At 56.0% G+C, this 26,639-nt stretch carries 24 protein-coding genes; 6 read left to right on the top strand and 18 right to left on the bottom strand.

Going from position 1 to position 26,639, the window contains the following annotated elements:
* Nucleotides 1–56 precede the first annotated feature (56 nt).
* Together AC236I_RS06300 and AC236I_RS06295 are read left to right on the top strand one after the other, a co-directional pair.
* The gene (locus tag AC236I_RS06300; RefSeq protein WP_004866415.1) at nt 57–1,250 is read left to right on the top strand and encodes an ROK family transcriptional regulator; all 1,194 of its coding nucleotides are present in this window, start codon (nt 57–59) and stop codon (nt 1,248–1,250) included.
* A gap of 73 nt (nt 1,251–1,323) precedes the next feature.
* Nucleotides 1,324–1,746, top strand: coding sequence for a DoxX family protein (locus tag AC236I_RS06295; protein ID WP_004866416.1), 423 nt, complete (start codon nt 1,324–1,326; stop codon nt 1,744–1,746).
* Between the two features lie 68 nt (nt 1,747–1,814).
* Here the strand turns inward: AC236I_RS06295 and glyA are convergent, their stop codons facing one another.
* Nucleotides 1,815–3,068, bottom strand: coding sequence for a serine hydroxymethyltransferase (gene glyA, locus AC236I_RS06290; RefSeq protein WP_004866418.1), 1,254 nt, complete (start codon nt 3,066–3,068; stop codon nt 1,815–1,817).
* Nucleotides 3,069–3,391: 323 nt separating this feature from the next.
* On the opposite strand from glyA, the gene hmpA reads away from it, so the two are divergent.
* Nucleotides 3,392–4,582 (top strand): NO-inducible flavohemoprotein, encoded by a 1,191-nt coding sequence (gene hmpA, locus AC236I_RS06285; RefSeq protein ID WP_032718065.1) that lies wholly within the window; start codon nt 3,392–3,394, stop codon nt 4,580–4,582.
* A 94-nt stretch (nt 4,583–4,676) separates the two neighbouring features.
* Here hmpA and glnB read toward each other — a convergent pair whose 3' ends face one another.
* The 5 genes from glnB to purL all read right to left on the bottom strand — a co-directional run bounded on the left by glnB (nt 4,677) and on the right by purL (nt 13,310).
* Nucleotides 4,677–5,015 (bottom strand): nitrogen regulatory protein P-II, encoded by a 339-nt coding sequence (glnB, locus tag AC236I_RS06280; protein ID WP_002914032.1) that lies wholly within the window; start codon nt 5,013–5,015, stop codon nt 4,677–4,679.
* Between the two features lie 213 nt (nt 5,016–5,228).
* Nucleotides 5,229–6,566, bottom strand: coding sequence for a two-component system response regulator GlrR (gene glrR, locus AC236I_RS06275; protein ID WP_004866424.1), 1,338 nt, complete (start codon nt 6,564–6,566; stop codon nt 5,229–5,231).
* Complete coding sequence (gene qseG / locus AC236I_RS06270; RefSeq protein ID WP_032718077.1) at nt 6,553–7,257, bottom strand: two-component system QseEF-associated lipoprotein QseG; 705 nt, start codon at nt 7,255–7,257, stop codon at nt 6,553–6,555. Before qseG ends, glrR begins: the two co-directional genes overlap by 14 nt.
* 17 nt (nt 7,258–7,274) lie before the next feature.
* Nucleotides 7,275–8,711, bottom strand: coding sequence for a sensor histidine kinase (locus AC236I_RS06265; RefSeq protein ID WP_487608714.1), 1,437 nt, complete (start codon nt 8,709–8,711; stop codon nt 7,275–7,277).
* Between the two features lie 711 nt (nt 8,712–9,422).
* Nucleotides 9,423–13,310: a phosphoribosylformylglycinamidine synthase gene (gene purL, locus AC236I_RS06260; RefSeq protein WP_044351457.1), complete on the bottom strand. Its 3,888-nt coding sequence runs from the start codon at nt 13,308–13,310 to the stop codon at nt 9,423–9,425.
* Between the two features lie 256 nt (nt 13,311–13,566).
* Here purL and mltF point away from each other — a divergent pair, with 256 nt between their 5' ends.
* The gene (mltF, locus tag AC236I_RS06255) at nt 13,567–15,099 is read left to right on the top strand and encodes a membrane-bound lytic murein transglycosylase MltF (RefSeq protein WP_032718066.1); all 1,533 of its coding nucleotides are present in this window, start codon (nt 13,567–13,569) and stop codon (nt 15,097–15,099) included.
* On the opposite strand, the gene tadA is transcribed toward mltF, so the two are convergent.
* Together tadA and yfhb are read right to left on the bottom strand one after the other, a co-directional pair.
* Nucleotides 15,096–15,602 carry a tRNA adenosine(34) deaminase TadA gene (tadA, locus tag AC236I_RS06250; protein WP_004866434.1) on the bottom strand — a complete coding sequence of 169 codons (507 nt, stop codon included), beginning with the start codon at nt 15,600–15,602 and terminating at the stop codon, nt 15,096–15,098. The two genes, mltF and tadA, sit on opposite strands and share 4 nt — an antisense overlap.
* Nucleotides 15,603–15,661: 59 nt before the next feature.
* Nucleotides 15,662–16,297, bottom strand: a complete 636-nt coding sequence (yfhb, locus tag AC236I_RS06245) for a phosphatidylglycerophosphatase C (protein ID WP_015583692.1) — start codon at nt 16,295–16,297, stop codon at nt 15,662–15,664.
* 218 nt (nt 16,298–16,515) lie between these two features.
* On the opposite strand from yfhb, the gene AC236I_RS06240 reads away from it, so the two are divergent.
* Together AC236I_RS06240 and AC236I_RS06235 are read left to right on the top strand one after the other, a co-directional pair.
* Nucleotides 16,516–17,364, top strand: coding sequence for a MurR/RpiR family transcriptional regulator (locus tag AC236I_RS06240; protein ID WP_004866439.1), 849 nt, complete (start codon nt 16,516–16,518; stop codon nt 17,362–17,364).
* 56 nt (nt 17,365–17,420) lie between these two features.
* The gene (locus AC236I_RS06235) at nt 17,421–17,681 is read left to right on the top strand and encodes a YfhL family 4Fe-4S dicluster ferredoxin (protein WP_004866440.1); all 261 of its coding nucleotides are present in this window, start codon (nt 17,421–17,423) and stop codon (nt 17,679–17,681) included.
* An 18-nt stretch (nt 17,682–17,699) separates the two neighbouring features.
* Here the strand turns inward: AC236I_RS06235 and acpS are convergent, their stop codons facing one another.
* From acpS to rseA, 10 genes are all read right to left on the bottom strand, one after another.
* A complete protein-coding gene (acpS, locus tag AC236I_RS06230; RefSeq protein WP_004866442.1) occupies nt 17,700–18,080 on the bottom strand; it encodes a holo-ACP synthase in 381 nt (126 codons plus the stop codon).
* Nucleotides 18,080–18,811 (bottom strand): pyridoxine 5'-phosphate synthase, encoded by a 732-nt coding sequence (gene pdxJ / locus AC236I_RS06225; protein ID WP_004866444.1) that lies wholly within the window; start codon nt 18,809–18,811, stop codon nt 18,080–18,082. The genes acpS and pdxJ overlap by 1 nt, the downstream gene beginning before the upstream one ends.
* Nucleotides 18,812–18,819: 8 nt before the next feature.
* Complete coding sequence (recO, locus tag AC236I_RS06220; RefSeq protein ID WP_032686559.1) at nt 18,820–19,563, bottom strand: DNA repair protein RecO; 744 nt, start codon at nt 19,561–19,563, stop codon at nt 18,820–18,822.
* Nucleotides 19,564–19,694: 131 nt separating this feature from the next.
* On the bottom strand, nt 19,695–20,600 hold the full coding sequence (era, locus tag AC236I_RS06215) for a GTPase Era (protein WP_004866448.1): 906 nt from the start codon (nt 20,598–20,600) through the stop codon (nt 19,695–19,697).
* A complete protein-coding gene (rnc, locus tag AC236I_RS06210; protein WP_004866451.1) occupies nt 20,597–21,277 on the bottom strand; it encodes a ribonuclease III in 681 nt (226 codons plus the stop codon). Before rnc ends, era begins: the two co-directional genes overlap by 4 nt.
* Before the next feature lie 295 nt (nt 21,278–21,572).
* A complete protein-coding gene (lepB, locus tag AC236I_RS06205) occupies nt 21,573–22,547 on the bottom strand; it encodes a signal peptidase I (RefSeq protein WP_004866452.1) in 975 nt (324 codons plus the stop codon).
* Between the two features lie 16 nt (nt 22,548–22,563).
* Nucleotides 22,564–24,363, bottom strand: coding sequence for a translation elongation factor 4 (gene lepA, locus AC236I_RS06200; RefSeq protein WP_004866454.1), 1,800 nt, complete (start codon nt 24,361–24,363; stop codon nt 22,564–22,566).
* 187 nt (nt 24,364–24,550) lie between these two features.
* Entirely contained in the window at nt 24,551–25,030 is a 480-nt protein-coding gene (gene rseC / locus AC236I_RS06195) for a SoxR-reducing system protein RseC (RefSeq protein ID WP_004866456.1), read from the bottom strand.
* Nucleotides 25,027–25,983, bottom strand: a complete 957-nt coding sequence (gene rseB, locus AC236I_RS06190; RefSeq protein WP_004866458.1) for a sigma-E factor regulatory protein RseB — start codon at nt 25,981–25,983, stop codon at nt 25,027–25,029. Before rseB ends, rseC begins: the two co-directional genes overlap by 4 nt.
* Entirely contained in the window at nt 25,983–26,633 is a 651-nt protein-coding gene (rseA, locus tag AC236I_RS06185; protein WP_004866460.1) for an anti-sigma-E factor RseA, read from the bottom strand. The genes rseB and rseA overlap by 1 nt, the downstream gene beginning before the upstream one ends.
* Nucleotides 26,634–26,639 lie beyond the last annotated feature (6 nt).

Here is a 26,639-nt window from a genome sequence, read left to right as displayed (position 1 = left end):
AGAATCAGCGCATTTACGCACAATAATCACGCAATTTAGTTAACAAGGTTTAGTTTATGAAAGCCTGCATTAACAATCAGCAAATCCGCCATTACAACAAGGGTGTGCTGCTGGAGTATCTGTACCGCAAAAAACGAGCCAGTAAATCGTCGCTCGCGCGGCTGGCGCAAATCTCAATTCCCGCGGTCAGCAATATCCTCCAGGAGCTGGAAGAGGAAGGACGCGTGGTCAATGTACAGGATGAGCATCTGGCCCGCGGTCATAGCAGCGGCGCCTGGCTTATTGCGCCCGATGGCGACTGGACCCTGTGTATGAACATCACGCCCACCAGTATCGAATGCCAGCTTGGAAATGCCTGTCTGAGTGCGAAAGGCGACGTCGAATACCACGCCATTGACGCCCCAACGCCTCAGGCACTGCTGGCAGCGATTGAGAAATGCTGGCATCAGTACCGTAAGAACTGGCCCAGGCAGAAAATCAATCTGGCGCTGGCGGTTCATGGGCAGGTTGATGCGGGAACGGGAGTATCACAGACCATGCCGCAGGCTCCCTGGAAGCAACCCGTGGAGATGAAATATCTGCTGGAAGAAAAACTCAATGTCCGCGTAATGGTCGACAACGACTGCGTCATGCTGGCGCTGGCGGAAAAATGGCAAAATGAGGGACAGTATCGCGACTTCTGCGTCATCAACGTCGATTACGGCATTGGTTCGTCATTTGTCATCAACGACCAGGTCTGGCGCGGTAGCCTTTATGGCAGCGGCCAGATTGGACACACCATTATCAATCCTGATGGCGTTGCCTGCGACTGCGGACGCTATGGCTGCCTGGAAACGGTGGCATCACTGAGCGCATTGAAAAAACAGGCGCGGATATGGCTTAAAACACAGCCCGATCTCGCCAATAATCCAGAGGCGCTGACCATCGATGCCCTGATCGAAAAATGGCAGCAGGGTGATTCTCGCCTTCATACATGGGTGGAAGACTCCGCAAATGCCATCGGGCTCAGCCTCTACAACTTTCTTAACATCTTAAATATAAACAATATCTTATTGTACGGCCGCAGCTGCGGATTTGGCGAAGAGTGGTTGAATACCATCATCAGGCAGACAGGCTTTAACCCTTTCGATCATCGTGACGCGCCGCGCACCAGAGCAACGCAAATCGGCTTCGGACAGCTGAGTCGTCAACAGCAACTGCTCGGCATTGGCTATCTGTACGTGGAAGAGCAACTGCAGACATTACGTTGATCGCACAAGGTATGTGGCAGATCACAAAATTGTGTATTACGTTTAAATCACGCACCTTCACAACGGATTGATTATGAACACACTACGCTATTTCGACTTTGGCTCTTCCCGTTCCGTTCTGCTGCTGATCGCCCGTATTGCCGTCGTACTGCTGTTTATTATATTTGGCTATCCCAAACTGATGGGCTTTAGCGGTACGGTACAATATATGGCCTCCTCCGGCGCTCCGCTTCCGACGTTAGCGGCGATTATCGCGATTGTGATGGAGGTGCCGGCGGCAATCCTGATTATCCTGGGTTTCTTCACCCGTCCGCTGGCGGTGATCTTTATTTTTTACACCCTCGGTACCGCCGTCATTGGCCATCATTACTGGGATATGAGCGGTGATGCCGTACTTCCCAATATGATTAACTTCTACAAAAACATCAGTATAGCTGGAGCCTTCCTGCTTCTGGCCATCACTGGCCCGGGCGCTATCTCCCTCGACCGTCGTTAATCTCTGAACGCCGGACGTAAAAAAGGCCGCACTGGCGGCCTTTTTCTTTACGCTTGCGTCGTTAAACGTTACGCATAAACCGGGAAGCGTGCACAGATATCCAGCACTTTACCCTTCACGCGCTCAATGACCGCTTCGTCATTGATGTTGTCCAGCACGTCGCACATCCAGCCGGCCAGCTCTTTCACTTCCGCTTCTTTAAAGCCGCGACGGGTTACCGCCGGAGAACCGATACGGATACCGGAGGTCACAAACGGGCTCTTCGGATCGTTTGGTACGCTGTTTTTATTGACGGTGATGTTAGCACGGCCCAGCGCAGCGTCAGCTTCTTTACCGGTCAGGTTTTTATCGACCAGATCCAGCAGGAACAGGTGGTTTTCAGTACCGCCGGAAACCACTTTGTAGCCGCGATTCAGGAATACTTCAACCATCGCTTTGGCGTTTTTCGCAACCTGCTGCTGATAGACTTTGAACTCTGGCTCCATCGCTTCTTTCAGCGCAACCGCTTTACCCGCGATAACGTGCATCAGCGGGCCGCCCTGTGCGCTAGGGAATACGGCAGAGTTCAGTTTTTTATACAGCTCTTCGCTACCGCCCTTCGCCAGGATCAGGCCGCCGCGCGGACCCGCCAGGGTTTTATGGGTAGTGGTCGTCACAACGTGAGCATGCGGAACCGGGTTCGGGTAAACGCCCGCGGCAATCAGGCCAGCAACGTGGGCCATATCGACGAACAGGTATGCGCCGATGCTGTCAGCGATTTCACGCATTTTTGCCCAGTCAACGATACCGGAGTAAGCAGAGAAACCACCGATGATCATTTTCGGTTTATGTTCCTGAGCCTGCTTCGCCATGTCTGCATAGTCGATTTTACCGGACTCATCGATGCCGTAAGGAATGATGTTGTACAGTTTGCCTGAGAAGTTAACCGGAGAGCCGTGAGTCAGGTGACCGCCTTGCGCCAGGTTCATACCCAGAACGGTATCGCCCGGTTGCAGCAGAGCGGTGTAGACCGCGAAGTTAGCCTGGGAGCCGGAGTGCGGCTGTACGTTAGCGTAATCAGCGCCGAACAGCTCTTTTGCACGGTCAATCGCCAGTTGTTCAACGATATCAACATATTCGCAACCGCCATAGTAGCGCTTGCCCGGATAACCTTCGGCATATTTATTGGTCAGCTGAGAACCCTGTGCCTGCATAACACGCGGACTGGTGTAGTTCTCGGAGGCGATCAGTTCGATGTGCTCTTCCTGACGTACTTTTTCCTGCTCCATAGCCTGCCACAGTTCGGCATCATAATCGGCAATGTTCATTTCACGCTTTAACATCCGCATCTCCTGCTCAGCTAACAATAGATTACAGCTCTAAAAGGGGGGCCTTTTTGGGCGACGGCCCACAGTATAACCGAATCGTTCTGTGATAACAGGTCTTGACAAAGGATTTTACGCAAACGATTGGCTCCCCATTACACAAGGCTTTGAGCAATAACGACTCAACGATTATCAACGGATTTCTTTTCAGGTTTGTGATGCAAATTCTTCATGTTGTTACCGCTACGGGGAAAAGTGTTAAGGAACCATTTACAGTGCAGGGTTATTTTTATAAGATGCATATAAAATACATCATTTAAATAACACCGAAGGAAGCTGCTATGCTCGACGCCCAAACCATCGCAACGGTTAAAGCCACTATTCCCCTGCTCGTCGAAACAGGTCCTAAGCTGACCGCCCATTTTTACGATCGCATGTTTGCCCATAACCCGGAGCTCAAAGAGATCTTCAACATGAGCAACCAGCGTAACGGCGACCAGCGTGAAGCGTTGTTTAATGCCATTGCCGCTTACGCCAGCAATATCGACAACCTGCCTGCCCTACTGCCTGCCGTCGAGAAAATCGCCCAGAAACACACCAGCTTCCAGATCAAACCGGAACAGTACAATATTGTCGGCGGCCATCTGCTGGCGACGCTCGACGAAATGTTCAGCCCGGGCCAGGAAGTGCTTGACGCATGGGGCAAAGCCTACGGCGTGTTGGCCAATGTCTTTATTCATCGTGAATCTGAAATCTACCGGGATAACGCCAGCAAAAACGGGGGTTGGGAAGGCACGCGCGCGTTTCGTATCGTGAAGAAAACCCCGCGTAGCGCCCTGATTACCAGCTTCGATCTCGAGCCGGTAGACGGCCAGCCGGTGGCGGATTATCAGCCGGGCCAGTATCTGGCGATTTGGCTGAAGCCGCAGGAGTTTGAATATCAGGAAATTCGTCAGTATTCGCTGACCCGCAAGCCAGACGGCAAAGGCTACCGAATTGCGGTTAAACGCGAAAACGGCGGTCAGGTATCAAACTGGCTGCATAACGCCTCACAGGAAGGAGATATTGTGCATCTGGCTGCGCCGGCAGGTGACTTCTTCCTCGCCGTTGAGCCGGAAACGCCGGTTACGCTGATTTCCGGCGGCGTCGGACAAACACCGATGCTGGCCATGCTCGACACGCTGGCAAAAACGCAGCATGCGGCCCAGGTGAACTGGTTCCACGCGGCAGAAAATGGCGATGTCCATGCGTTTGCCGACGAGGTGGCAACGCTCGGCGCCAGCCTGCCGAAATTCACCTCCCATATCTGGTATCGCACGCCGACGGAAGCCGACCACCAGGCGGCACGCTTTAACAGCGAAGGTCTGATGATGTTATCGGATCTGGCGGACACGCTGCGTGACCCGCAAATGCAGTTCTATCTGTGCGGCCCGGTGGCCTTTATGCAACATGCAGCGAAACAGCTGGTGGCGCTGGGCGTCAATAACGACAACATTCACTACGAATGTTTTGGCCCGCATAAGGTGCTGTAATGAAATAACCCGGAGGCGGCGGAGATGCCGCCATTCGGGAATATTCCCCGGTCGCGCAAAGCTGACCGGGGAATGCGTCAGAATACGGCCCGGCTTAAATTGCCGCGTCGTCCTCTTCCCCGGTACGAATACGAATCACGCGGGCGACGTCAAAGACGAAGATTTTACCGTCACCGATTTTACCGGTCTGCGCCGTGCGGATAATGGTATCCACGCAGGTATCAACGATATCGTCAGTGACCACAATTTCGATTTTCACTTTCGGCAGAAAATCCACCATGTACTCCGCCCCGCGGTACAGTTCGGTGTGGCCTTTCTGACGGCCAAAGCCCTTCACTTCCGTCACCGTCATCCCGGTGATGCCGACTTCGGCCAGCGCTTCGCGCACGTCATCCAGTTTGAAAGGTTTAATAATCGCATCAATCTTTTTCATGGTTTTCCTGTCTTGGAGCCTATCCCATTAAGGCTATTTTACTTGCCATTTTGAACCTGGGCAGCGCTCAAAATCCTCACGTACTACGTGTACGCTCCGCTTTTTCCGCGCTGTCCGTGTTCAAACTGCCTGCGACAATAACGCCTACTGGGATAGGCTCTTAGTCGCGTAAACGGTTGCTTACCGTATCATAACTTGCGCCATGCTGCGGAGCTACTCTTTAAAGTCGTTGGCGTCGAGCTCGTGGCGCGACAGCAGCTTGTAGAATTCAGTACGGTTGCGCCCCGCCATTCTTGCTGCGTGGGTGACGTTGCCTTTGGTGATTTGCAGCAGCTTGCGCAGATAGTTGAGCTCAAACTGATTGCGCGCTTCGACGAAGGTCGGCAGCGCGGTATTTTCCCCTTCCAGCGCCTGTTCCACCAGCGCATCACCGATCACCGGCGAGGTGGTCAACGCCACACACTGCTCAATCACGTTCACCAGCTGGCGGACATTGCCGGGCCATTTGGCTGCCATCAGCCGTTTCATCGCATCGGTTGAAAACGCCCGTACAAACGGCTTATGCCGATCGGCAGACTGGCGCAGCAGATGGTTTGCCAGCAGCGGGATATCCTCCGCGCGCTCGGCCAGCGGCGGGATCTTCAGGTTGACCACGTTCAGGCGATAATACAGATCTTCACGAAACTCGCCGCGCGCCATTGCCTTCGGCAGATCGCGGTGAGTGGCCGAGATGATACGTACATCGATATCGATGTCGCGGTTGCTACCCAGCGGGCGCACTTTACGCTCCTGCAGTACCCGCAGCAGCTTCACCTGCAGCGCCACCGGCATATCGCCAATCTCATCAAGAAACAGCGTCCCGCCCTCAGCGGCCTGGAACAGCCCTTCCCGGTTGCTCACCGCGCCGGTAAATGCGCCGCGCGCATGGCCAAATAGCTCGGATTCCAGCAGTTGTTCCGGCAGCGCGCCGCAGTTAATGGCGATAAAAGGTTTGGCGTGGCGCGGGCTGGCATTATGAATCGCCTGCGCGACAATCTCTTTCCCGGTCCCGCTCTGACCGTTAATCAGTACGCTAACGTCCGACTGCGCCACCATTCCGGCCTGTTCCAGCAGACGCAGCATCAGCGGACTGCGGGTTACGATAGCCTGACGCCAGCGCTCATCCGTCGCCGGCGCACTGTGTTCCAGCGCATCATCGATGGCTTTATACAGCGCATCTTTGTCCACCGGTTTGGTCAGGAAACCAAACACGCCTTGCTGGGTGGCCGCCACCGCATCGGGAATCGAGCCGTGAGCGGTAAGGATAATCACCGGCATCCCCGGATGAACTTTCTGGATTTCGCTGAACAACTGCAGGCCGTCCATCTCATCCATGCGTAAATCGCTGACCACCAGTTCGACTTTATCGCGCGCCAGAATACGCAGCGCCTCCGCGCCGCTTTCGGCGGTCACGACGCTGTAGCCCTCGCTGGTCAAACGCATTCCCAGCAGTTTTAACAGACCCGGATCGTCATCCACCAGCAGCAAATGCGCAGGTTTACGGATCGTCATGTATGACCTCCGGAACCTTATCGCCGCTATGACTGCCGTCGGAATTAAAATTGCCTCCGGGCTTGCGGCTGGAAAGCTGGCGTTCAATATCGGTGAGATTTTCCAGCTTGCGGGTAGTTAGCTCCAGCTGGCTGCGCAGCTGCTGTTCCTGCAGGCGCAGCGCCTCCAGCTCGCTATCGCTGGATTGCTGTAACTTCGCGTAACGGGCGCGCTCATCCACCAGCTGAAGCTGTCTGTTCTGACCATCACGCCAGAGCTGATACAGCGGACGCACCTGCACGGCAATTTGCGGACTGAAGGTATTCAGGCGGGATACCAGTTCACGGCGTTCATCCGGCGTAATCTTCGCATCCGCCAGTAAAATGCCGCGCTTAAAGGCATCCTGCCAGCTGTCATCATCATGCCGCCTGGCTTCCGCCCGCGCCTGAACCGGCGCCAGACGATCGGCACAATCAATCCCGCGCAGCCAGTACAGCGGGTTTTTATCGCTGGCTTCGCTCTTCAGCGACCAGATATCGGCGCAGTCGACTGAGAGAAAATCCGCAACCTGATGCTGCGGCAGATCGGGTTGTGCTTTGTCATTTGCCGTGTGCGGCGAAAAAGCGGCGGAACACCCCGCCAGCGCCAGGCAAGAAAGGCCGGGCAACAGCCATCCTTTGAAAGCACGAACCACTACGAAAAAGTGGGACATATTCACCCATTGTTGATTCATGTGTTGGTTTTTCCCGGCTCAGCGGCGGGTAGCGTTATGCGAAAACAGATAAGCCCGGGCTCACTCTCTTCCAGGCTCAGCTCACCCTGCATTTGTCGGACGCAGTCCCGGGCAATACTCAGCCCCAGACCGCTGCCTTTTACCGCCCCTTTACGCTGATGGCTTCCCTGATAAAAAGGCTCAAAAATCATATTTTTTTCCACCTGCGGGATCGGTTCGCCGCTGTTTATCACGTCTATACGAACCTGCTCGCCGTGCCGGTAGCTATGAATACGAATGTTACCGGATTCAGCCCCATAGTGCACCGCATTGGAATAGAGATTATCCATCACGCTGATCAATAATGCCGGTTCTGCCAGGCAGGTACGCTCCGCCAGTTGAATCGCGGTATGCATCATTTTTGCGCGTGCGGGCAAACTGTGAGCGGCCACAACGTTATCAACCAGCTCGGCAATATCAACGATTTCACGCGGGACCGGGCCATCGGCCTGTTTACGATTGTAGTCCAGCAGTTGCTCAATCAGTTTTTGCAGATTGCGGCTGCTGTTATCGAGAATTTCGACGATCTCCTGCTGTTCCGTGGTCAACGGCCCGGCCACGCGGTCGGCCAGCAGCTCCGTGCCTTCCCGCATGCTGGCGAGGGGCGTTTTCAGCTCGTGTGAAAGGTGGCGTAAAAACTGATGGCGCTGCGACTCCAGCCAGGCCAGACGTTCGCTCAGCCAGATGATACGCTCGCCGACGGAACGCAGTTCGCGCGGACCGGTAAACAGCGCCGCGTTATCCAGCGATTTCCCCTCTCCCAGGCGGTTAATCATTTTCTCGATCCCTTTTACCGGGCCGATAATCATCCGGGTAAACAGCAGAACCAGCGCCAGGCTCAGCAGAAAAAGAACCAGCGCCTGCCAGCCAAAAAACTGCCCGCGTTCGGCAATCTCCTGCTGAAGCTGTTGTCCGCGCGAGTAAACCACCGTTCGGGTGGCCTGAACCATCTCGCTGTTGGCGGCGGCAAAGGCTTCAAGGCTGGCTCCCGATGGCGCATCCGGACTGCTGTTTTTACACCTGAGCTGCGCCAGGTCGTTCAGCTGCTGGCTCAGCGCCTGCCAGATTTTTTCGTCCGGTAGCACCCCGGCATGAGCGTCAAGCATCTCGCTATAGCGTTTACGCTGATTTTGATAGACCTTCGCCAGCGTCGGATCGTCCAGTACGCAGTACTGCCGGTAGCTACGTTCCATTTCCAGCGACGCGTTCATCATTGCCTCACTGCGCCGGGCATCGACAAGCGTCGTGCGGTTAATATGCGCGGCCTGCGCGCTCAGCGCATTCAGGCTCTGCCACGCCTGCCAGGCCAGAACCAGCAGCGGCAGCAAAATCAACACAAACGAGAGCGTGACCAGCTGACGCAACGAACGGGGGAAAAGAGAGATTCGCTTCAAGGATAGGGTCTCAATCATTTGCTCACTATGATGCTACCTGAATATACCCAATATACTCTATGGATTTTGAGTTACAGGAAGGCGGCAAAGCTGAGAATCCCCGGGAGCTTACTCAAGTAAGTGACCGGGGTGAACAGATGCGGCCAACGCACCTGTAGCACAAAAGACGACGAGTATAACAAAGCCAGGCACAGGCCTGGCTTTGTTATGGAATAAGGCGGTGCCTAACTCGACGTTTCGCCCGATGGTTGATAAAGCAAAGCTGTTATCAGAAGTTGGACGGCAGGCACCTTGTTGTGCGTCATTCGAAGTTTATGTAGCGCGTCCCGAAGGGGCTGACATAAGAAGGTGAATGAGCCACTGCGTATTATTATGCATTAACTATGCCACATAGCAAAACAAATTGTTAACACAATGAAATATAATGAATTTATAACATTTAACCCGCACTTCGGCTGCGGTGACTTTTTAACCAGAGTGTCGCCGTTTAGCAACACATCGTGAGGCGTTTTTACACCTCTATATAAATCAATAAGTTAAATGTCTCTAATTGGCGACACCCCTCACCGGCGTTTGTCGGCAATTCCCGACACCGGCAGGCGACCGCCGTCACAAACGAAAAGCCCCCGCTCAACGTCGGGGGCCTGATACATTACGCTTCAGCCGGGAAGGCTTTGCGAACACGGCGGATCCTGTACAGCTCGCCGGATATTAGCCCAGCTGTTTACGTGCGTTGCGGAAGATGCGCATCCACGGACTATCCTCGCCCCAGTTTTCCGGGTGCCAGGAGTTAGCCACCGTGCGGAATACGCGCTCAGGATGCGGCATCATGATCGTCGCACGACCGCTTTCGCTGGTCACGGCGGTGATCCCGTTCGGTGAGCCGTTCGGGTTAGCCGGATAGCTCTCCGTCACCTTACCGAAGTTATCGACAAAGCGCAGCGCCACCAGACCTTTGCTCTCCAGCTGGGCCAGATGCGCGCTGTCACGCACTTCCACCTGCCCTTCACCGTGAGAAACGGCAATCGGCATCATCGAACCGGCCATGCCCTGCAGCAGCAGAGACGGGCTTTGCGTGACTTCGACCAGGCTGAAGCGCGCTTCAAAACGGTCGGAATAGTTACGCACAAAGCGCGGCCACAGGTCGCTTCCCGGGATCAGCTCACGCAGGTTGGACATCATCTGACAACCGTTACACACGCCCAGCGCCAGGGTCTGCGGACGGTGGAAGAAGGTGGCAAACTCATCGCGCACCCGCTCGTTAAACAGAATGGATTTCGCCCAGCCTTCGCCCGCCCCCAGCACGTCGCCATAGGAGAAGCCGCCGCAGGCAACCAGCGCCTGGAAATCAGCCAGCCCGGTACGGCCCGCCAGCAGGTCGCTCATGTGCACGTCGATCGCATCAAAGCCCGCGCGGTGGAAGGCTGCCGCCATCTCCACGTGGGAGTTAACGCCTTGCTCACGCAGTACCGCTACCTTCGGACGTGCGCCGGTGGCGATGTACGGTGCGGCAATGTCTTCGTTGATATCGAAGGTGAGCTTCACGTTAAGGCCCGGATCGTCCTCGCGACGTTTCGCTTCGTGCTCGCTATCGGCGCACTCCGGGTTGTCGCGCAGGCGCTGCATCTGCCAGGTGGTTTCTGCCCACCAGATACGCAGCGTGGTGCGGCTTTCGCTGAACACCGGATGCCCTTCAGCGGTGATGACAAAGCGGTCACCTTCCGTCGCCTGGCCCAGGTAGTGGACGCAGTCTGCCAGGCCATGAGAAGCCAGCAGCGCTTCAACCGCTTCGCGATCCGCGGCACGGACCTGGATAACCGCCCCCAGCTCTTCGTTAAACAGCGCCGCCAGACGATCGTCACCTAGCGCGGCAATATCTGCCGTCAGGCCGCAGTGGCCGGTAAAGGCCATCTCAGCCAGGGTTACCAGCAGGCCGCCGTCAGAGCGGTCGTGGTAAGCCAGCAGCTTACGATCGGCCACCAGCGCCTGCATCGCATCCCAGAAGCCTTTCAGCTGCGCGACATCGCGTACGTCGGCCGGAACATCGCCCAGCTGACGGTAAACCTGCGCCAGCGCGGTGGCGCCGAGCGCGTTACGGCCTTTGCCTAAATCAATCAGCAGCAGGGCGTTATCTTCCGTGGAGAGCTGCGGCGTCACGGTATGGCGCACATCTTCCACGCGGGCAAAGGCGGAAATCACCAGCGATAGCGGCGAAGTCATCTCGCGCTGCTCGCTGCCTTCCTGCCAGCGGGTTTTCATCGACATCGAATCTTTACCCACCGGAATGGTCAGTCCCAGAGCCGGACACAGCTCTTCGCCAACCGCTTTTACCGCTTCATACAGACCGGCATCTTCACCCGGATGACCCGCTGCGGCCATCCAGTTTGCGGAAAGTTTCACGCGATTTAACGCGCCAATTTGCGTTGCCGCGACGTTGGTCAGCGCCTCACCGACGGCCAGGCGAGCAGAGGCGGCAAAGTCCAGCAGCGCAACCGGCGCACGTTCGCCAATCGCCATCGCTTCGCCGTAGTAGCTATCGAGGCTGGCGGTGGTTACCGCGCAGTTTGCTACCGGAATCTGCCAGGGGCCGACCATCTGATCGCGCGCCACCATCCCGGTTACGGTGCGGTCGCCGATGGTGACAAGGAACGTTTTCTCTGCAACCGCCGGCAGGTGCAGCACGCGATTCACCGCATCGGCGAGAGTGATATCCCGACGATCCAGCGCGTCGCCTTTCACTTTCAGGGTCTGCACATCGCGGGTCATTTTCGGCGTTTTGCCCAGCAGCACATCCAGCGGCAGGTCGATCGGCTGGTCGTTGAAGTGAGCATCGCTCATATTGAGATGCAGTTCTTCGGTGGCTTCACCGATCACCGCATACGGTGCGCGCTCACGGCGGCACAGCTCGTCAAACAGCGGCAGCTGTTCCGGCGCGACCGCCAGCACATAGCGTTCCTGGGATTCGTTACACCAGATTTCCAGCGGGCTCATCCCCGGCTCATCGCTCAGGATATCGCGCAGCTGGAATTTACCGCCGCGACCGCCGTCGCTGACCAGTTCCGGCATGGCATTAGACAAACCGCCCGCGCCGACGTCGTGGATAAACAGAATCGGGTTTGCATCGCCCAGCTGCCAGCAGCGGTCGATCACTTCCTGGCAGCGGCGTTCCATTTCCGGGTTATCGCGCTGCACCGAGGCAAAATCAAGATCCGCGTCGGACTGACCGGATGCCATCGAAGAGGCTGCCCCGCCGCCCAGGCCGATATTCATCGCCGGGCCGCCAAGGACAATCAGTTTCGCCCCAACGGTAATTTCGCCTTTCTGCACGTGCTCGCCGCGAATGTTACCAATACCGCCCGCCAGCATGATCGGTTTGTGGTACCCGCGCAGCTCTTCGCCGTTGTGGCTGGTCACTTTTTCTTCATAGGTACGGAAATAGCCGTTCAACGCCGGGCGACCGAATTCGTTGTTAAACGCGGCGCCGCCCAGCGGGCCGTCGGTCATGATATCCAGCGCGGTCACAATACGATCCGGCTTGCCGAAATCTTCTTCCCACGGCTGTTCAAAGCCGGGAATCCGCAGGTTAGAGACTGAGAAACCGACCAGACCGGCTTTCGGTTTCGCTCCGCGACCGGTTGCCCCTTCATCGCGGATTTCACCGCCGGATCCGGTCGCCGCCCCCGGCCACGGAGAGATGGCCGTCGGGTGGTTGTGCGTTTCCACTTTCATCAGGATATGGGCGTCTTCCTGATGGTAGTCATAGCGGCCTTTTTCGCGATCGGCGAAGAAGCGCCCTACCTGAGAACCTTCCATGACCGCGGCGTTGTCTTTATAGGCGGAGAGAACGTAGTCCGGGGTCTTCTCAAAGGTATTTTTGATCATCTTAAACAGCGACTTCGGCTGCTGTTCGCCGTCGATGACCCAGTCGGCGTTAAAAATCTTGTGGCGGCAGTGCTCGGAGTTCGCCTGGGCAAACATATACAGTTCGATGTCGTTCGGGTTGCGGCCAAGCCTGGTAAACGCATCCTGCAGATAATCGATTTCGTCTTCCGCCAGCGCCAGCCCCAGACGGAGGTTGGCGTCAATCAGCGCCTGACGTCCCTGACCCAACAGATCGACGCTGGTCACCGGCGTCGGTTGATGCTGAGCGAACAGCTTTTCGCCCTCTTCCAGCGCGTCAAAGACGCTTTCCATCATCCGGTCGTGGAGTTCACTCGCGACAGCGGCCCATTGTTCTTCGCTCAGCGCAGTGGCTTCCACATAGTACGCCACGCCGCGTTCAAGACGCACAACCTGCGACAGGCCGCAGTTATGGGCAATATCGGTAGCTTTAGAAGACCAGGGGGAGATGGTGCCAGGGCGGGGGGTGACGAGCAGCAATTTACCGGTTGGGGTATGGCTGTTTAAGTTTGGGCCATACTTGAGCAGTCGTGCCAGCCTCTCACGCTCATCACCGCTTAACGGCGCGTTCAGTTCGGCAAAATGAACATACTCTGCATATATTGTGCTAACCGGCAGGTTGGCCGCCTGGAAACGTGCCAGCAGTTTATTAACACGAAATGCCGACAGTGCAGGTGAACCACGCAAAATTTCCATCATAAGTCTCTCGTCTTCGCAGCTTTCAATATGAGCCAGGGGGGAAACGGGCGCCATTATAGTGAATCCTGAGCCTCGACGAAACCGTTTGCGTGGAAATAAAATCATTCCCCTGGTTTATCAATTAATGTGACCTTCCTCGCGAATAAGTTGCCAACTGACGCATTCTTAAGCAAAATGCCGCTCATTCGAGGACTCTCTTTTAACTTTATCCGCTAATAGCCTGCTGAGGAACACAGAGCTGCAGAAGATTAACTCTCTGAAAAAATTAAAGATTAATTATCTGCTCATCGGCATTGTGACCTTATTGCTGGCGGCCGCCCTGTGGCCGTCGATCCCGTGGTCAGGAAAGCCGGAGAACCGTGTCGCCGGAATTATGGCGCGCGGCGAGCTGCGCATCAGCACCATCAATTCGCCGCTCACCTTCGCGACCATCAATAACAAAACCTACGGACTGGATTACGAGCTGGCGGAACAGTTTGCCGATTACCTCGGCGTCAAGCTGAAAGTGACCGTCCGCCAGAATATCAGTCAGCTGTTTGATGACCTCGATAACGGTAATGCCGATATGTTAGCTGCCGGACTGGTCTACAACTCAGAACGGGTCAAAAACTATCAGGCCGGGCCGGGCTACTATTCGGTGTCGCAACAGCTGGTCTACCGGGTGGGCAACACGCGCCCACGCAGCCTCGCCAACCTCACGGCGGAACAGCTGGTGATTGCCCCGGGCCACGTCGCCATTAACGACCTGCAGACACTAAAAGGAAATAAATACCCGGATCTCGGCTGGCGCGTGGATGAAAAGCGCGGGACGACAGCGCTGATGCAGGCGGTTATCGATGGCGAAGTGGATTACACCATTGCGGATTCGGTGGCCATTAGTCTGTTCCAGCGCGTGCATCCGGAACTGGCGGTCGCTCTGGATATCAGCGATGAACAGCCGGTGACCTGGTTTAGCGCCAGGAGCGAGGACAACTCGCTTTCGGCGGCGATGCTGGATTTCTTCAACAATATGAATGAAGACGGCACCCTGGCGCGGCTGGAAGAAAAATACCTTGGACACGGCAACGATTTCGATTATGTCGACACCCGGACGTTCCTGCGCGCCGTCGATAATATTCTGCCGGACCTACAGCCGATGTTTGAGAAATACGCGCGCCAGATCGACTGGCGCCTGCTGGCGGCCATTTCATGGCAGGAGTCGCACTGGGATCCGCAGGCTACTTCGCCCACCGGGGTGCGCGGCATGATGATGCTGACCCGCAATACCGCGCAGAGCCTGGGATTAACCGATCGTACCGATGCGGAGCAGAGCCTCAGCGGCGGTATGCGCTACTTGCAGGATATGATGAATAAAATCCCGGACTCGGTCCCCAAAGATGAACGAATCTGGTTTGCGCTGGCGGCTTACAATATGGGATACGCCCATATTCTGGACGCTATCTCACTGACCAAAAAACAGAAAGGCAATCCCGACAGCTGGGCGGACGTCAAGCAGCGCCTGCCGCTGCTCAGTCAGAAACCTTATTACAGCCGGCTGAAATATGGCTACGCGCGCGGTCACGAGGCATACGCCTACGTCGAGAACATCCGCAAATACCACATCAGCCTGGTGGGCTACCTGTCGGAGAAAGAGAGAAAGGATGAACAGCGGCTGGCGCTGGCCGGGGACTATCCGGCGGTGATGCCGGATGAACTGGATAAAGAACAGCGGGCGCTCCCCTTTTTCCAGTTTCGCGCGGAATCGTTAGTCGACAACGCCAGGCTGAAGATTCCCGGATTGGGACACTAAGCGTCTTCGACCCGACGCGCCTTTTTTAAGGCTTTTTTCTCTTCCCGCCGCCAGCGGAAAAAGTCGCTGAGCATACCTGAGCACGACTCTGCCAGAATCCCCTCGCTGATCTCCACCCGATGATTCATACCCGGATGGTGCAGAACATCAATTAGCGAGCCGGCCGCGCCGGTTTTTGCATCCCGGGCACCAAATACCAGCCGTGAAATCCGGCTATGCACCATCGCACCCGCGCACATCACACAGGGTTCAAGCGTGACATACAGCGTCGCGTCAATCAGGCGATAGTTTTGCAGGACCAGTCCCCCCTGACGCAGCGCCATAATTTCGGCATGCGCCGTAGGATCGTGACGCCCGATAGGCCGGTTCCACCCTTCGCCGATAACCTGATTGTTGTACACCAGCACGGCGCCGACCGGCACTTCGCCCTCTTCCCAGGCGCGTTTAGCCAGCGTCAGGGCGTGACGCATCCAGTATTCATCGTTCAGTTCATGGTCAGACAAAACGGGCACTCCTGCGGAAAAAGCGGGCCGCATTATACATGGCCGACAGACATTGCACACTATTCTAACTGGTGGAGATCGCCCTGCGGGGTGACCCGCCAGCGGTGCTGGCAAAAATGAAGCAGCGGATTATCCTGTTCGCTATCGCTATAGCCGCTGTACAGCTGCAGCGGCGCACCGATCTTCTGCTCCAGTTGCACCACCTTTTCATGGCCCAGACAGCGTAGCGACAGCCCCCAGCCTCCGCAGCGACGTTCCATCCGACTGGCGATGATGTTCACCCTGGGCAGCCAGGCAGTATCCCCGTAGACCTGTTCCACCAGCGATTGCGGCGATCCGGTAATCAGCCAGACGTCAGCATCGTGCCGGGTCAGGTAGTCCGACAGCCGGGCCTGCACCACCGGAAAAGCCGTCACGCGCTGGCGAAACCAGCGGACAAAGTCGGCCTCAAGCCGCTTTAGCGCGCGCTCACTGCGTCCGAACGTCGATGCCCACAGCAGCAGGCTCATCGGCCAGCGCGCCGCCCGGCCATTTACCGCCAGTCCTGCCAGGATCACCGGCAACAGCGGTACAACCAGCAGCAGGTTCAGGGGCTGGTGACGCAAGACGTACCGTAAGAAGCTGCCGAACATATCCTGTTGATGCAACGTTCCATCGAGATCAAAAAAAACCACTCGCTGCGTGCTGCTCTTCAAACCTGACCTCTTTTTATCGAGTTTTGTCTCTGATACCGCTAGCTTAACAGTCTTGTGCCATAAACAGAGAAAACATCCGCTGACGTTAAGCCTGCGTTGAGGCAGTTCCTCCGCCGTGAATAAATCTCAGCGGTAGAATTTTTAATTCGCCGCAATCCTCTTATAATCGAATACAAAATTCTTTCAGCAGAGGGCGAAAGTTGTCCTGAGGAAAACCGATGAACTGTTTAATCCGCATCCGCCAGCGCTACCCGTCGCTGGCAGCAAGCGATAAGAAGCTGGCAGACTTTATTCTGGCTCAGCCGGACCAGACCCGCCACCTCAGTTCGCAACAGCTGGCAGGTGAGGCAGGCGTCAGCCAGTCCAGCGTCGTGAAATTCGCGCAGAAGATGGGGTTTAAGGGTTTCCCGGCGCTAAAGCTGGCGCTCAGCGAAGCGCTGGCCAGTGCACCCGATCCTCAGTCGGTGCCGGTCCATAACCAGATCCGCGGCGACGATCCGCTGCGTCTGGTCGGCGAGAAACTGATTAAGGATAACGTGGCCGCCATGCACGCCTCGCTGGATGTGAACAGCGAAGAGAAGCTGCTGGAAGCCGTGGCGCTGCTGCGGAATGCGCGCCGGGTGATTATTACCGGTATTGGCGCATCCGGCCTGGTGGCGCGCAATTTTAGCTGGAAGCTAATGAAGATCGGCATTAACGCGGTTTCCGAACAGGATATGCATGCCCTGCTCGCCACCGTACAGGCCATGTCGTCAGACGACCTGCTGTTAGCTATCTCCTACTCTGGCGAACGTCGTGAAATCAATATGGCCGCCGGAGAAGCGCTGCGCGTGGGCTGTCGGATCCTGGCGATCACTGGCTTCACCCCCAACGCCCTGCAACAGCAGGCCACGCAGTGCCTGTATACTATCGCCGAAGAGCAGGCGACCCGCAGCGCGGCGATCTCCTCCACCAGCGCGCAGATGATGCTCACCGATCTGCTGTTTATGGCGCTGGTTCAACAGGATCTTGAACATGCGCCGGACCGTATCCGGCACAGCGAAGCGCTGGTGAAAAAACTGGTGTGAACAGAAAATGGGCGTATAATGCCCGCCCTGTTTGTGTTGTTTCTGAGAATTTCCCGATGGCGCTGTTAATCACCAAAAAATGCATCAACTGCGATATGTGCGAACCGGAATGCCCTAACGAGGCCATTTCGATGGGTGACAGCATTTATGAAATTAACAGCGACCGCTGCACGGAATGCGTGGGCCACTATGAAACGCCCACCTGCCAGAAAGTGTGCCCGATCCCGAATACGATTCTGAAAGACCCGGCACACGTTGAAAATGAAGAGCAGCTGTGGGACAAGTTCGTGCTAATGCATCACGCGGACAAAATCTGATACCGCGGACAGCGGGCGCTAACTCTCCACGATAACCGTTGCACAAGCGTAATGGCGCTCATCGGCCAGCGTCACGTGAATGCTTCTGACGCCCAGACGCTCCGCCAGATTCTTCGCTTCGCCCCACAGCCGTAGCTTAGGCTTGCCCAGTTCGTCGTTGTAAACCTCAAACTGATTAAAAGCCAGACCGTTACGGATACCGGTCCCCAGGGCTTTCGCCGCCGCCTCTTTCACCGCAAAACGCTTTGCCAGAAAACGAACCGGCTGCTGGTGCTGTGCCCATATCGCCCACTCGTTGTCGCTGAGCACGCGCCGGGCGAGACGATCGCCGCTGCGGGCGATCACCGCTTCAATACGGGCAATTTCAACAATATCGGTACCCAGCCCCAGAATAGCCATTACGCGCGAGCTTCCTGCATCAGGCGTTTCATCTCGGCAACCGCTTCTTTCAGGCCGCTCATCACCGCACGACCGATGATCGCATGACCAATGTTCAGCTCATGCATCTCCGGAATACGGGCGATCGCCTGCACGTTATGGTAGGTCAGGCCGTGACCGGCATTAACCTTGAGGCCCAGGCTCGCGGCATAGGCGGCCGCCGTGGCGATACGCTCAAGCTCTGCGGCCTGCCGGGCGTCGGTTTCGGCATCCGCATAGCAACCGGTATGGATTTCGATATACGGCGCGCCGACGTCCGCCGCAGCCTTAATTTGCTCAACATCGGCATCGATGAACAGCGAGACCAGAATACCGGCATCGGCAAGGCGCGTGCAGGCATCGCGCATTTTGTCGCGCTGACCCGCCACATCCAGACCGCCTTCCGTCGTCACTTCCTGACGTTTTTCCGGAACCAGACAGCAGAAGTGCGGTTTGGTCTCACAGGCGATGGTCAGCATCTCTTCGGTGACCGCCATCTCCAGGTTCATTCGGGTATCCAGCGTCTGGCGCAGGATACGCACATCGCGGTCGGTAATGTGACGGCGGTCTTCGCGCAGGTGCACGGTAATCCCGTCGGCGCCAGCCTGCTCGGCGATAAAGGCCGCCTGCACCGGATCCGGATAGGCCGTGCCGCGAGCGTTACGCAGTGTCGCAATATGGTCAATATTGACCCCTAACAGTAATTCAGCCATGACAATCCTCATTGATCGTTATTCGTTTTATCTGCTGCTCGCGCCGCGCGGGCGGGCATAAACTGGCGAAACAGCTCCCGGCTCTTTAGCGGTTTACCGCCAAGATACGGTTTCAGGGCGATACGGGTAAAGCGCTTTGCGGCACGTAGCGCGTCGCTATCCGGGAACTCACGGTTAGCCAGCGCCTTCAAATGGTGCCCGGTAAAGGTGTTGTTATCAATAACCACGCTGGCAATAAAACCTTTTTCTTCACGGTAGCGATAGGTCATGGTGTCATCCACCGCTTCGCCGCTGCCGGCACAGTGGAGAAAGTCAACGCCATAGCCCAGGTGTCCCAGCAGCGCCAGTTCAAAGCGGCGCAACGCCGGCTCTGGTGTACCGCTTGCGCCAGCCAACGCCTGCAGACAGTGCAGATAATCGAAAAAGAGTTCGGAGAAGCGCGTTTCATGTTCGAGCACGCGGGAAAGCAGCTCATTGACATACAGACCGCTGTAAAGCGTGATGCCGCTGAGCGGAAGCGCCAATGAAACGGCTTCGGCGCTGCGAAGCGTTTTCACTTCGCCACGCCCGCCAAAGCGCAGGAGTAAGGGGGTAAAAGGCTGGAGGGCGCCTTTGAGGTTGGAGCGTCTGGAACGTGCGCCTTTTGCTACCAGGCGCACGCGACCCGACTCTTCCGTGAAGACGTCCAGCATCAGGCTGGTTTCGCTCCAGGGACGACTATGCAGAACGAAAGCGCGCTGCCAGCCTTCCATCATACTCGTCGTCTTTCAGGTTGCAGGTGCGTTGGCCGCACCCTTTCAGCCGAATCACTGACTAAAGTAAGCTCCCGGGGACTCACGGTCTTGCCGCCTGCCTGCACCACGAAAGCCATGGTGTATCAAACTCAGAGATCGTCAACGTAGCCGAGGCTGCGCAGCGCGCGCTCGTCGTCGGCCCAGCCGGATTTGACCTTCACCCACAGTTCGAGGTGAACCGGCGCTTCGAACATATCCTGCATGTCTTTACGCGCTTCAATACCGATGGTTTTGATTTTGGCGCCTTTGTTGCCAATGACCATCTTCTTCTGACCTTCACGCTCAACCAGAATCAGGCCGTTAATATCATAACCGCCGCGTTCGTTGGTCTGGAAACGCTCGATCTCAACCGTCACCGAATACGGCAGCTCGGCACCAAGAAAACGCATCAGCTTTTCACGGATGATTTCAGAGGCCATAAAGCGCTGTGAGCGGTCGGTAATATAATCTTCCGGGAAGTGATGAATCGCTTCCGGCAGATGTTTGCGTACGATCCCGGCGATGGTATCGACATTCATCCCTGTTTCCGCAGAAATTGGCACGATATCGAGGAAGTTCATCTGGCTCGCCAGGAACTGCAGGTGCGGCAGCAGATCGGCCTTCTCCTGCACGTTATCTACTTTATTGACCGCCAGAATCACCGGCGCTCTGGCATCACGTAATTTGCCCAGCACCATTTCGTCATCGGCCGTCCAGCGCGTGCCTTCGACAACGAAAATCACCAGTTCAACGTCGCCAATGGAACTGCTCGCCGCTTTGTTCATCAGGCGGTTGATCGCCCGTTTCTCTTCCATATGCAGGCCCGGGGTATCAACATAAATTGCCTGATACGGTCCTTCGGTATGGATGCCGACAATGCGGTGACGGGTGGTCTGCGCTTTACGGGAAGTGATCGAAATCTTCTGCCCAAGCAGTTTGTTCAACAGCGTGGATTTACCCACGTTCGGGCGGCCAACGATGGCGACAAACCCACAATAACTTTTATCGATGCTCATTCCAGCTCCAGCTTTTTCAGCGCCTGTTCGGCGGCAGCCTGCTCCGCCTTGCGACGGCTGGAACCTGTGCCTACCACCGGTTCACTCAGGCCACTGACCTGGCAGTGGATAGTAAATTCCTGATCGTGTGCTTCACCGCGCACCTGCACTACCAGATAGGAAGGCAGCGGCAGGTGGCGACCTTGCAGGTACTCCTGCAAACGGGTCTTTGGATCTTTTTGCTTATCGCCAGGACTGATTTCGTCCAGACGAGTTTGGTACCAGGTGAGAATCAGGCGCTCAACGTTCTGGATATCGCTGTCGAGGAATACCCCGCCAATCAACGCTTCAACGGTATCTGCCAGAATAGACTCGCGACGGAAGCCGCCGCTTTTCAACTCACCCGGGCCAAGGCGCAGACACTCACCCAGTTCAAACTCGCGGGCGATCTCCGCCAGCGTGTTGCCTCGTACCAGCGTTGCGCGCATGCGGCTCATATCGCCTTCGTCCACCCGAGGGAAACGATGATAGAGCGCATTCGCGATCACAAAACTCAAAATTGAGTCACCTAAAAATTCCAGGCGCTCATTGTGTTTGCTGCTGGCACTGCGGTGAGTTAATGCCTGTTGCAACAGCTCCTGATGATGAAAAGTGTAGCCCAGCTTCCGTTGAAGCCGATTAATTACGATGGGGTTCATGCGTTACCAATAAATGAATGCGTCAAAAATGCAGCACACGAAACCGACCTGGGCAGCCCTGTCCCCATTCAGATTGCCTGTGCGCTTGCCTGCCGCCTTTCTGCAACCCAAATTATTCAGAGTAAAATCAACCAACGCGGTTTCGTGTGCAGTGTCACTCTTACGAGAGACAACCAAAACTTCGGGGGGATATTCTATACGCAACGACAAGGGATGTCGTTAGTTTGAATAGATTTAAATATTAAATAATTCACGCTGCCAATATTGCAGCGGCAGCGTGAATAAGGCAGGGAAATTAATGAATGCTACCGATACGCGATAAACGCACGCCGGTCGGCCATTCACCTTCCTGTTTTTCGAAGCTCATCCAGATCGCCGTGGCTTTACCCACCAGATTGGCCTCTGGCACAAAGCCCCAGTAACGGCTATCAGCGCTGTTATCGCGGTTGTCACCCATCATGAAGTAATGGCCCGGCGGCACAATCCAGGTGGCCAACGGCAGGCCGGACTGGCGGTAGTACATTCCAATCTGATCCTGAGCAATCGGCACGGTCAGAATGCGGTGAGTCACCTCACCCAGCGTCTCTTTGCGCTCGGTCAGACGAATACCGTCAGCCTTGCTTTCGCCTTTCGGCAACTGCCAGAAACCGCTGGTCGCTTCCCCACCGTTCTGACGCGAGAACGTCTGGACGAAATCGCTGGGCTCAACGTTGGAGTAAGTCACCGGCAGTGCATTACCACATGCCTGACCGGAGCTGCAGCCCGGCTGGATAGTGACCTGTTTTGCCACCGGATCGTAGGTGATCTTATCGCCCGGTAAGCCAACAGCCCGCTTAATGTAGTCCAGACGCGGATCTTCCGGGTATTTGAACACCACGATATCGCCACGTTTCGGATGACCTGTTTCGATCAGCGTTTTCTGGTAGATCGGATCTTTGATGCCGTAGGCAAACTTCTCGACCAGAATAAAATCGCCGATCAGCAGCGTTGGCATCATCGAACCTGACGGGATTTGAAACGGCTCATAAATAAATGAGCGCACCACCAGGACGATCGCCAGCACCGGAAATACCGAGGCTCCCGTTTCCAGCCAGCCCGGTTTCGGGCCGACTTTCTTCAACGTTTGCTTGTCGAGGCTATCACCGGTCGCTGCCTGAGCAGCGGCCTGACGTTCACGACGTTTTGGTGCAAAGATGAATTTATCCAGGCACCACAAAAGCCCCGTGATCACGGTTGCAATCACCAGGATCAGGGCAAACATGTTCGCCATGCCAACTCCTTAATGGTTATTTTCCGTCTTTACCGACGTGCAGAATGGCGAGGAACGCTTCCTGCGGCAGCTCAACGTTACCCACTTGCTTCATACGTTTCTTACCGTCTTTCTGCTTCTGCAGCAGCTTTTTCTTACGGCTGACGTCGCCGCCGTAGCATTTCGCCAGTACGTTTTTACGCAGCTGTTTGACGGTCGAACGGGCAATAATGTGGTTGCCGATAGCCGCCTGAATCGCGATATCGAACTGCTGGCGTGGGATCAGCTCTTTCATCTTCTCCACCAGCTCACGACCGCGGTACGGCGCGTTATCGTTGTGGGTGATCAGCGCCAGCGCATCAACACGCTCGCCGTTGATCAGCACGTCCACGCGCACCATGTTGGATGCCTGGAAGCGTTTGAAGTTGTAATCCAGCGACGCGTAGCCACGGGAGGTGGACTTCAGACGGTCAAAGAAATCGAGAACCACTTCCGCCATCGGAATTTCATAGGTCAGCGCAACTTGTTTACCGTGATAAACCATGTTGGTCTGCACGCCACGCTTCTCAATACACAGCGTGATGACGTTGCCGAGGAACTCTTGCGGCAGCAGCATATGACATTCCGCGATCGGCTCACGCAGTTCCTGAATGTTATTCAGCGGCGGCAGCTTGGACGGGCTATCGACATAGATGACCTCTTTCGACGTGGTTTCCACTTCGTAGACAACCGTCGGCGCGGTGGTAATCAGATCCAGGTCGTATTCGCGTTCCAGACGCTCCTGGATGATCTCCATGTGCAGCAGGCCGAGGAAGCCACAGCGGAAGCCGAAGCCCAGCGCCGTTGAACTTTCCGGCTCATAGAACAGAGAGGCATCGTTCAGGCTCAGTTTGCCAAGCGCATCACGGAAGGCTTCATAATCATCGGAGCTCACCGGGAACAGACCGGCGTACACCTGTGGTTTCACTTTCTTAAAGCCTGGCAGAGCCTTATCCGCCGGGTTACGTGACGTCGTCAGGGTATCGCCAACCGGCGCGCCGAGGATATCTTTAATGGCACACACCAGCCAGCCTACCTCGCCGCATTTCAGCTCGGTACGGTCAACCTGTTTTGGCGTGAAGATACCCAGGCGATCGGCGTTATAGACCTGACCGGTGCTCATGACTTTGATTTTGTCGCCTTTGCGCATCGTGCCGTTCTTGATACGCACCAGCGACACAACGCCAAGATAGTTATCAAACCAGGAGTCGATGATCAGCGCCTGCAGCGGGGCATCCGCATCGCCTTCCGGCGGTGGGATATCACGCACCAGACGTTCCAGAACATCGGGAACGCCGACGCCGGTTTTCGCCGAGCAGCGCACCGCATCGGCCGCATCGATACCGACGATGTCTTCGATTTCATCGGCTACGCGCTCCGGATCGGCAGCAGGCAGGTCGATTTTGTTGAGAACCGGCACCACTTCCAGATCCATTTCCATGGCGGTATAGCAGTTGGCCAGCGTCTGAGCTTCCACTCCCTGACCCGCATCGACCACCAGCAGCGCACCTTCACATGCGGCGAGCGAACGTGACACCTCATAAGAGAAGTCGACGTGCCCCGGGGTATCGATGAAGTTCAGCTGGTAGGTTTCGCCGTTGGTCGCCTTGTAATCCAGGGTGACGCTTTGCGCCTTAATGGTGATGCCACGCTCACGTTCAAGATCCATGGAGTCCAGTACCTGGGCTTCCATTTCACGATCGGAAAGGCCACCGCAAATCTGGATGATACGGTCAGACAACGTCGATTTACCGTGGTCGATATGAGCGATGATTGAAAAGTTACGTATATTCTTCATATTTTAGAGTTAATTATGCCTTACGCGTATCATGAGGCCGCTGTTCTGTGCCTGACGTTTTTTAATCCGAAAACGCCGCATTCTACACTACATCCGCGAAACCAGGAAATGCTCTTACCAGCAGCATAACCGTAGCAAATGATGTGTTCTGGCGGGGGTAATAAATCAAAAATAAAGGCCAGTGGATTCACTGGCCTGGTTCTGAAGAGGGAGTCTCTACACGCACCAAATCTGGCGGCAGGCCAACGCTAATAATAACGGGCTGCCACGACTGGCGAGCGGCTAATCCGGGCGAAAGCCCGCGCGCCACCAGAAATCCACCGACGCCGCCGAGTAGCGCACCACACAGCGAAGCGAAATCATTTGCAAACAAGACCTGAAAAACAGACGCCATTGCGAACAGCCCAACCAGCGGCGCCATATAGACTAAAACCGCCGAGCCCAGCAGGCTGCTTTCGGCAATCCCCAGCTCGACTTTTTGCCCGGCGGACAGCGGCTGTTCGCTGGGAACGCTGATCGTGTGGCTGGTTTGCGGCCCCAGCTTGTTCAGCACCCGGCTACCGCAGCCGGCGCGAGAGGCGCAGCTGCTGCACGAGGCTTTAACATCACAGTGTACTTGCGCCATTCCATTATGCCAGGAGACGACCGTGGCCCACTCTTTAATCATTGCACAGCCCTGAATTTGATGCTGTCGGAGATGCGTTTAGCCGTCTGCGGCGGCAGCTCGCCAACCACGGTTATCTCGGCGTTATCACGTACCGTCGTGCTCACGGTACGACGCCCGGTACGCAACAGCTGATCGCTGCTGTTTGCCGATGCGCGATTCACGTTAATCGAGAAGCTAAACAGCCCATCAGAGTAAAGGCGGGACTCAACCGGACCATCAAAGGTCGGCAGACGGCGCTGGCTGCTGGAGACTTCGGAAACGCCCTGCGGTAGCCAGGTCGGCGCCCAGTTAAAGTTGGCTTTATCGCCCCCTTCCGGCACCGACAGCTGAGGCGGCAGGCTTGCTTTCGCTAAGGTTTCCATGCTGCTGCTGACCTTGTCGCCAACGTTAAAGGATACGACCCGGAACTGCTCCAGCGTTTCCCCGTCGCGGTCAAGCAAATCGACGCGCATGGGCAGTTTGGTTTCCGCATCCAGCCAGACGATATAGCTATAGCGCGTACCGTCCCGCGCGACGACGCGAATCACTTCGCAAAGCCTGTCGGCAATACGGGTTCGCCCAACGGAGATAAAGTCGTAGTAGGCAGCCAGTCGCTTAAAATCGGTGTAGGCCAGCGAGGGTAACGAATCGACGATATAGTCGCCGTTCAGCGTGAACGGATCGAGCCCCGGCTCAAAATAGCTGATTTCATTGCCGCGCAGTACAACTTCCCGGCGTGGGCCATCGAGTTGTAAAAGCTGGGCAAGAGGTTGATTGTTCAGCCGCGCGTGACGATAACGCAGCGACTCAACGCCCTGTTTGTTGATGCTGACGAAAGACAGCTCATAGTTAAGGGACTGGCTGGCCAGGTTCATTTGCTGCAACAACGCCCCGGACGATGTATCAGCCGAGGCGTTGACAGAGAAGAACAGGCTGCCTGCCATGAGCGACATGGCACACCAAAGTTGCTTCATTACTGCGATTGCGTTCCTAAAGTTTGATAGCCTGGCACCTGAACAGCGGCTTGCTGAGTCTGGGCCTGACCAAACTGAAGCTGTTCTGCGTGCAGGCGACGCTGCAATTCATAGTCCTGCAGCATAGCATTAATACGGCGGCGCTGTTCTTGCACCTGAGCCTGCTGGCCGCTCCCTGCGGAAGCATCAGCCGGAACACCAAGGCTTACCGGGCTGGCTTTACCCATCATCGGCATGGTGTTGAAAACAGGCGCTTCGGGCTGCTGAGCAGATTCGCTATGCCCATTATACTGCTGGACGCCGACGATAACAGCAAGCGAAACGCATGCCGCAACCCCCATCTGAGTCAGAGAACTGGCCCACGGGCGGACTTTCTGCCAGAAAGGCATCTGACGCCACTGATGTGGTGCTGGCTGAGATTCAGGAATAAGCGGCACCGCCTGACGAACGGGCTCGTTCTCAATGGCGGCCATGACGCGGGCTGAGATATCAAAATGGAGCATCTCAGCGGTATCGCCTCGCAGCGAATCGCGGATGAGATGGTAGCTCTCCCAGGTCTTTTGCATTTCAGAAGAACGGCTCAGCTCATTGAGCAGCTCGTTATCCAGCGTTTCACCATCCATTAAGGCCGAAAGTTTTTCTTTCTGCATGCCTGA

The organism is Klebsiella sp. Sb-30, assembly GCF_057652795.1.
Note: the sequence above shows the minus strand (reverse complement) of the source record. Positions and strands in the feature narration are given on the sequence as shown.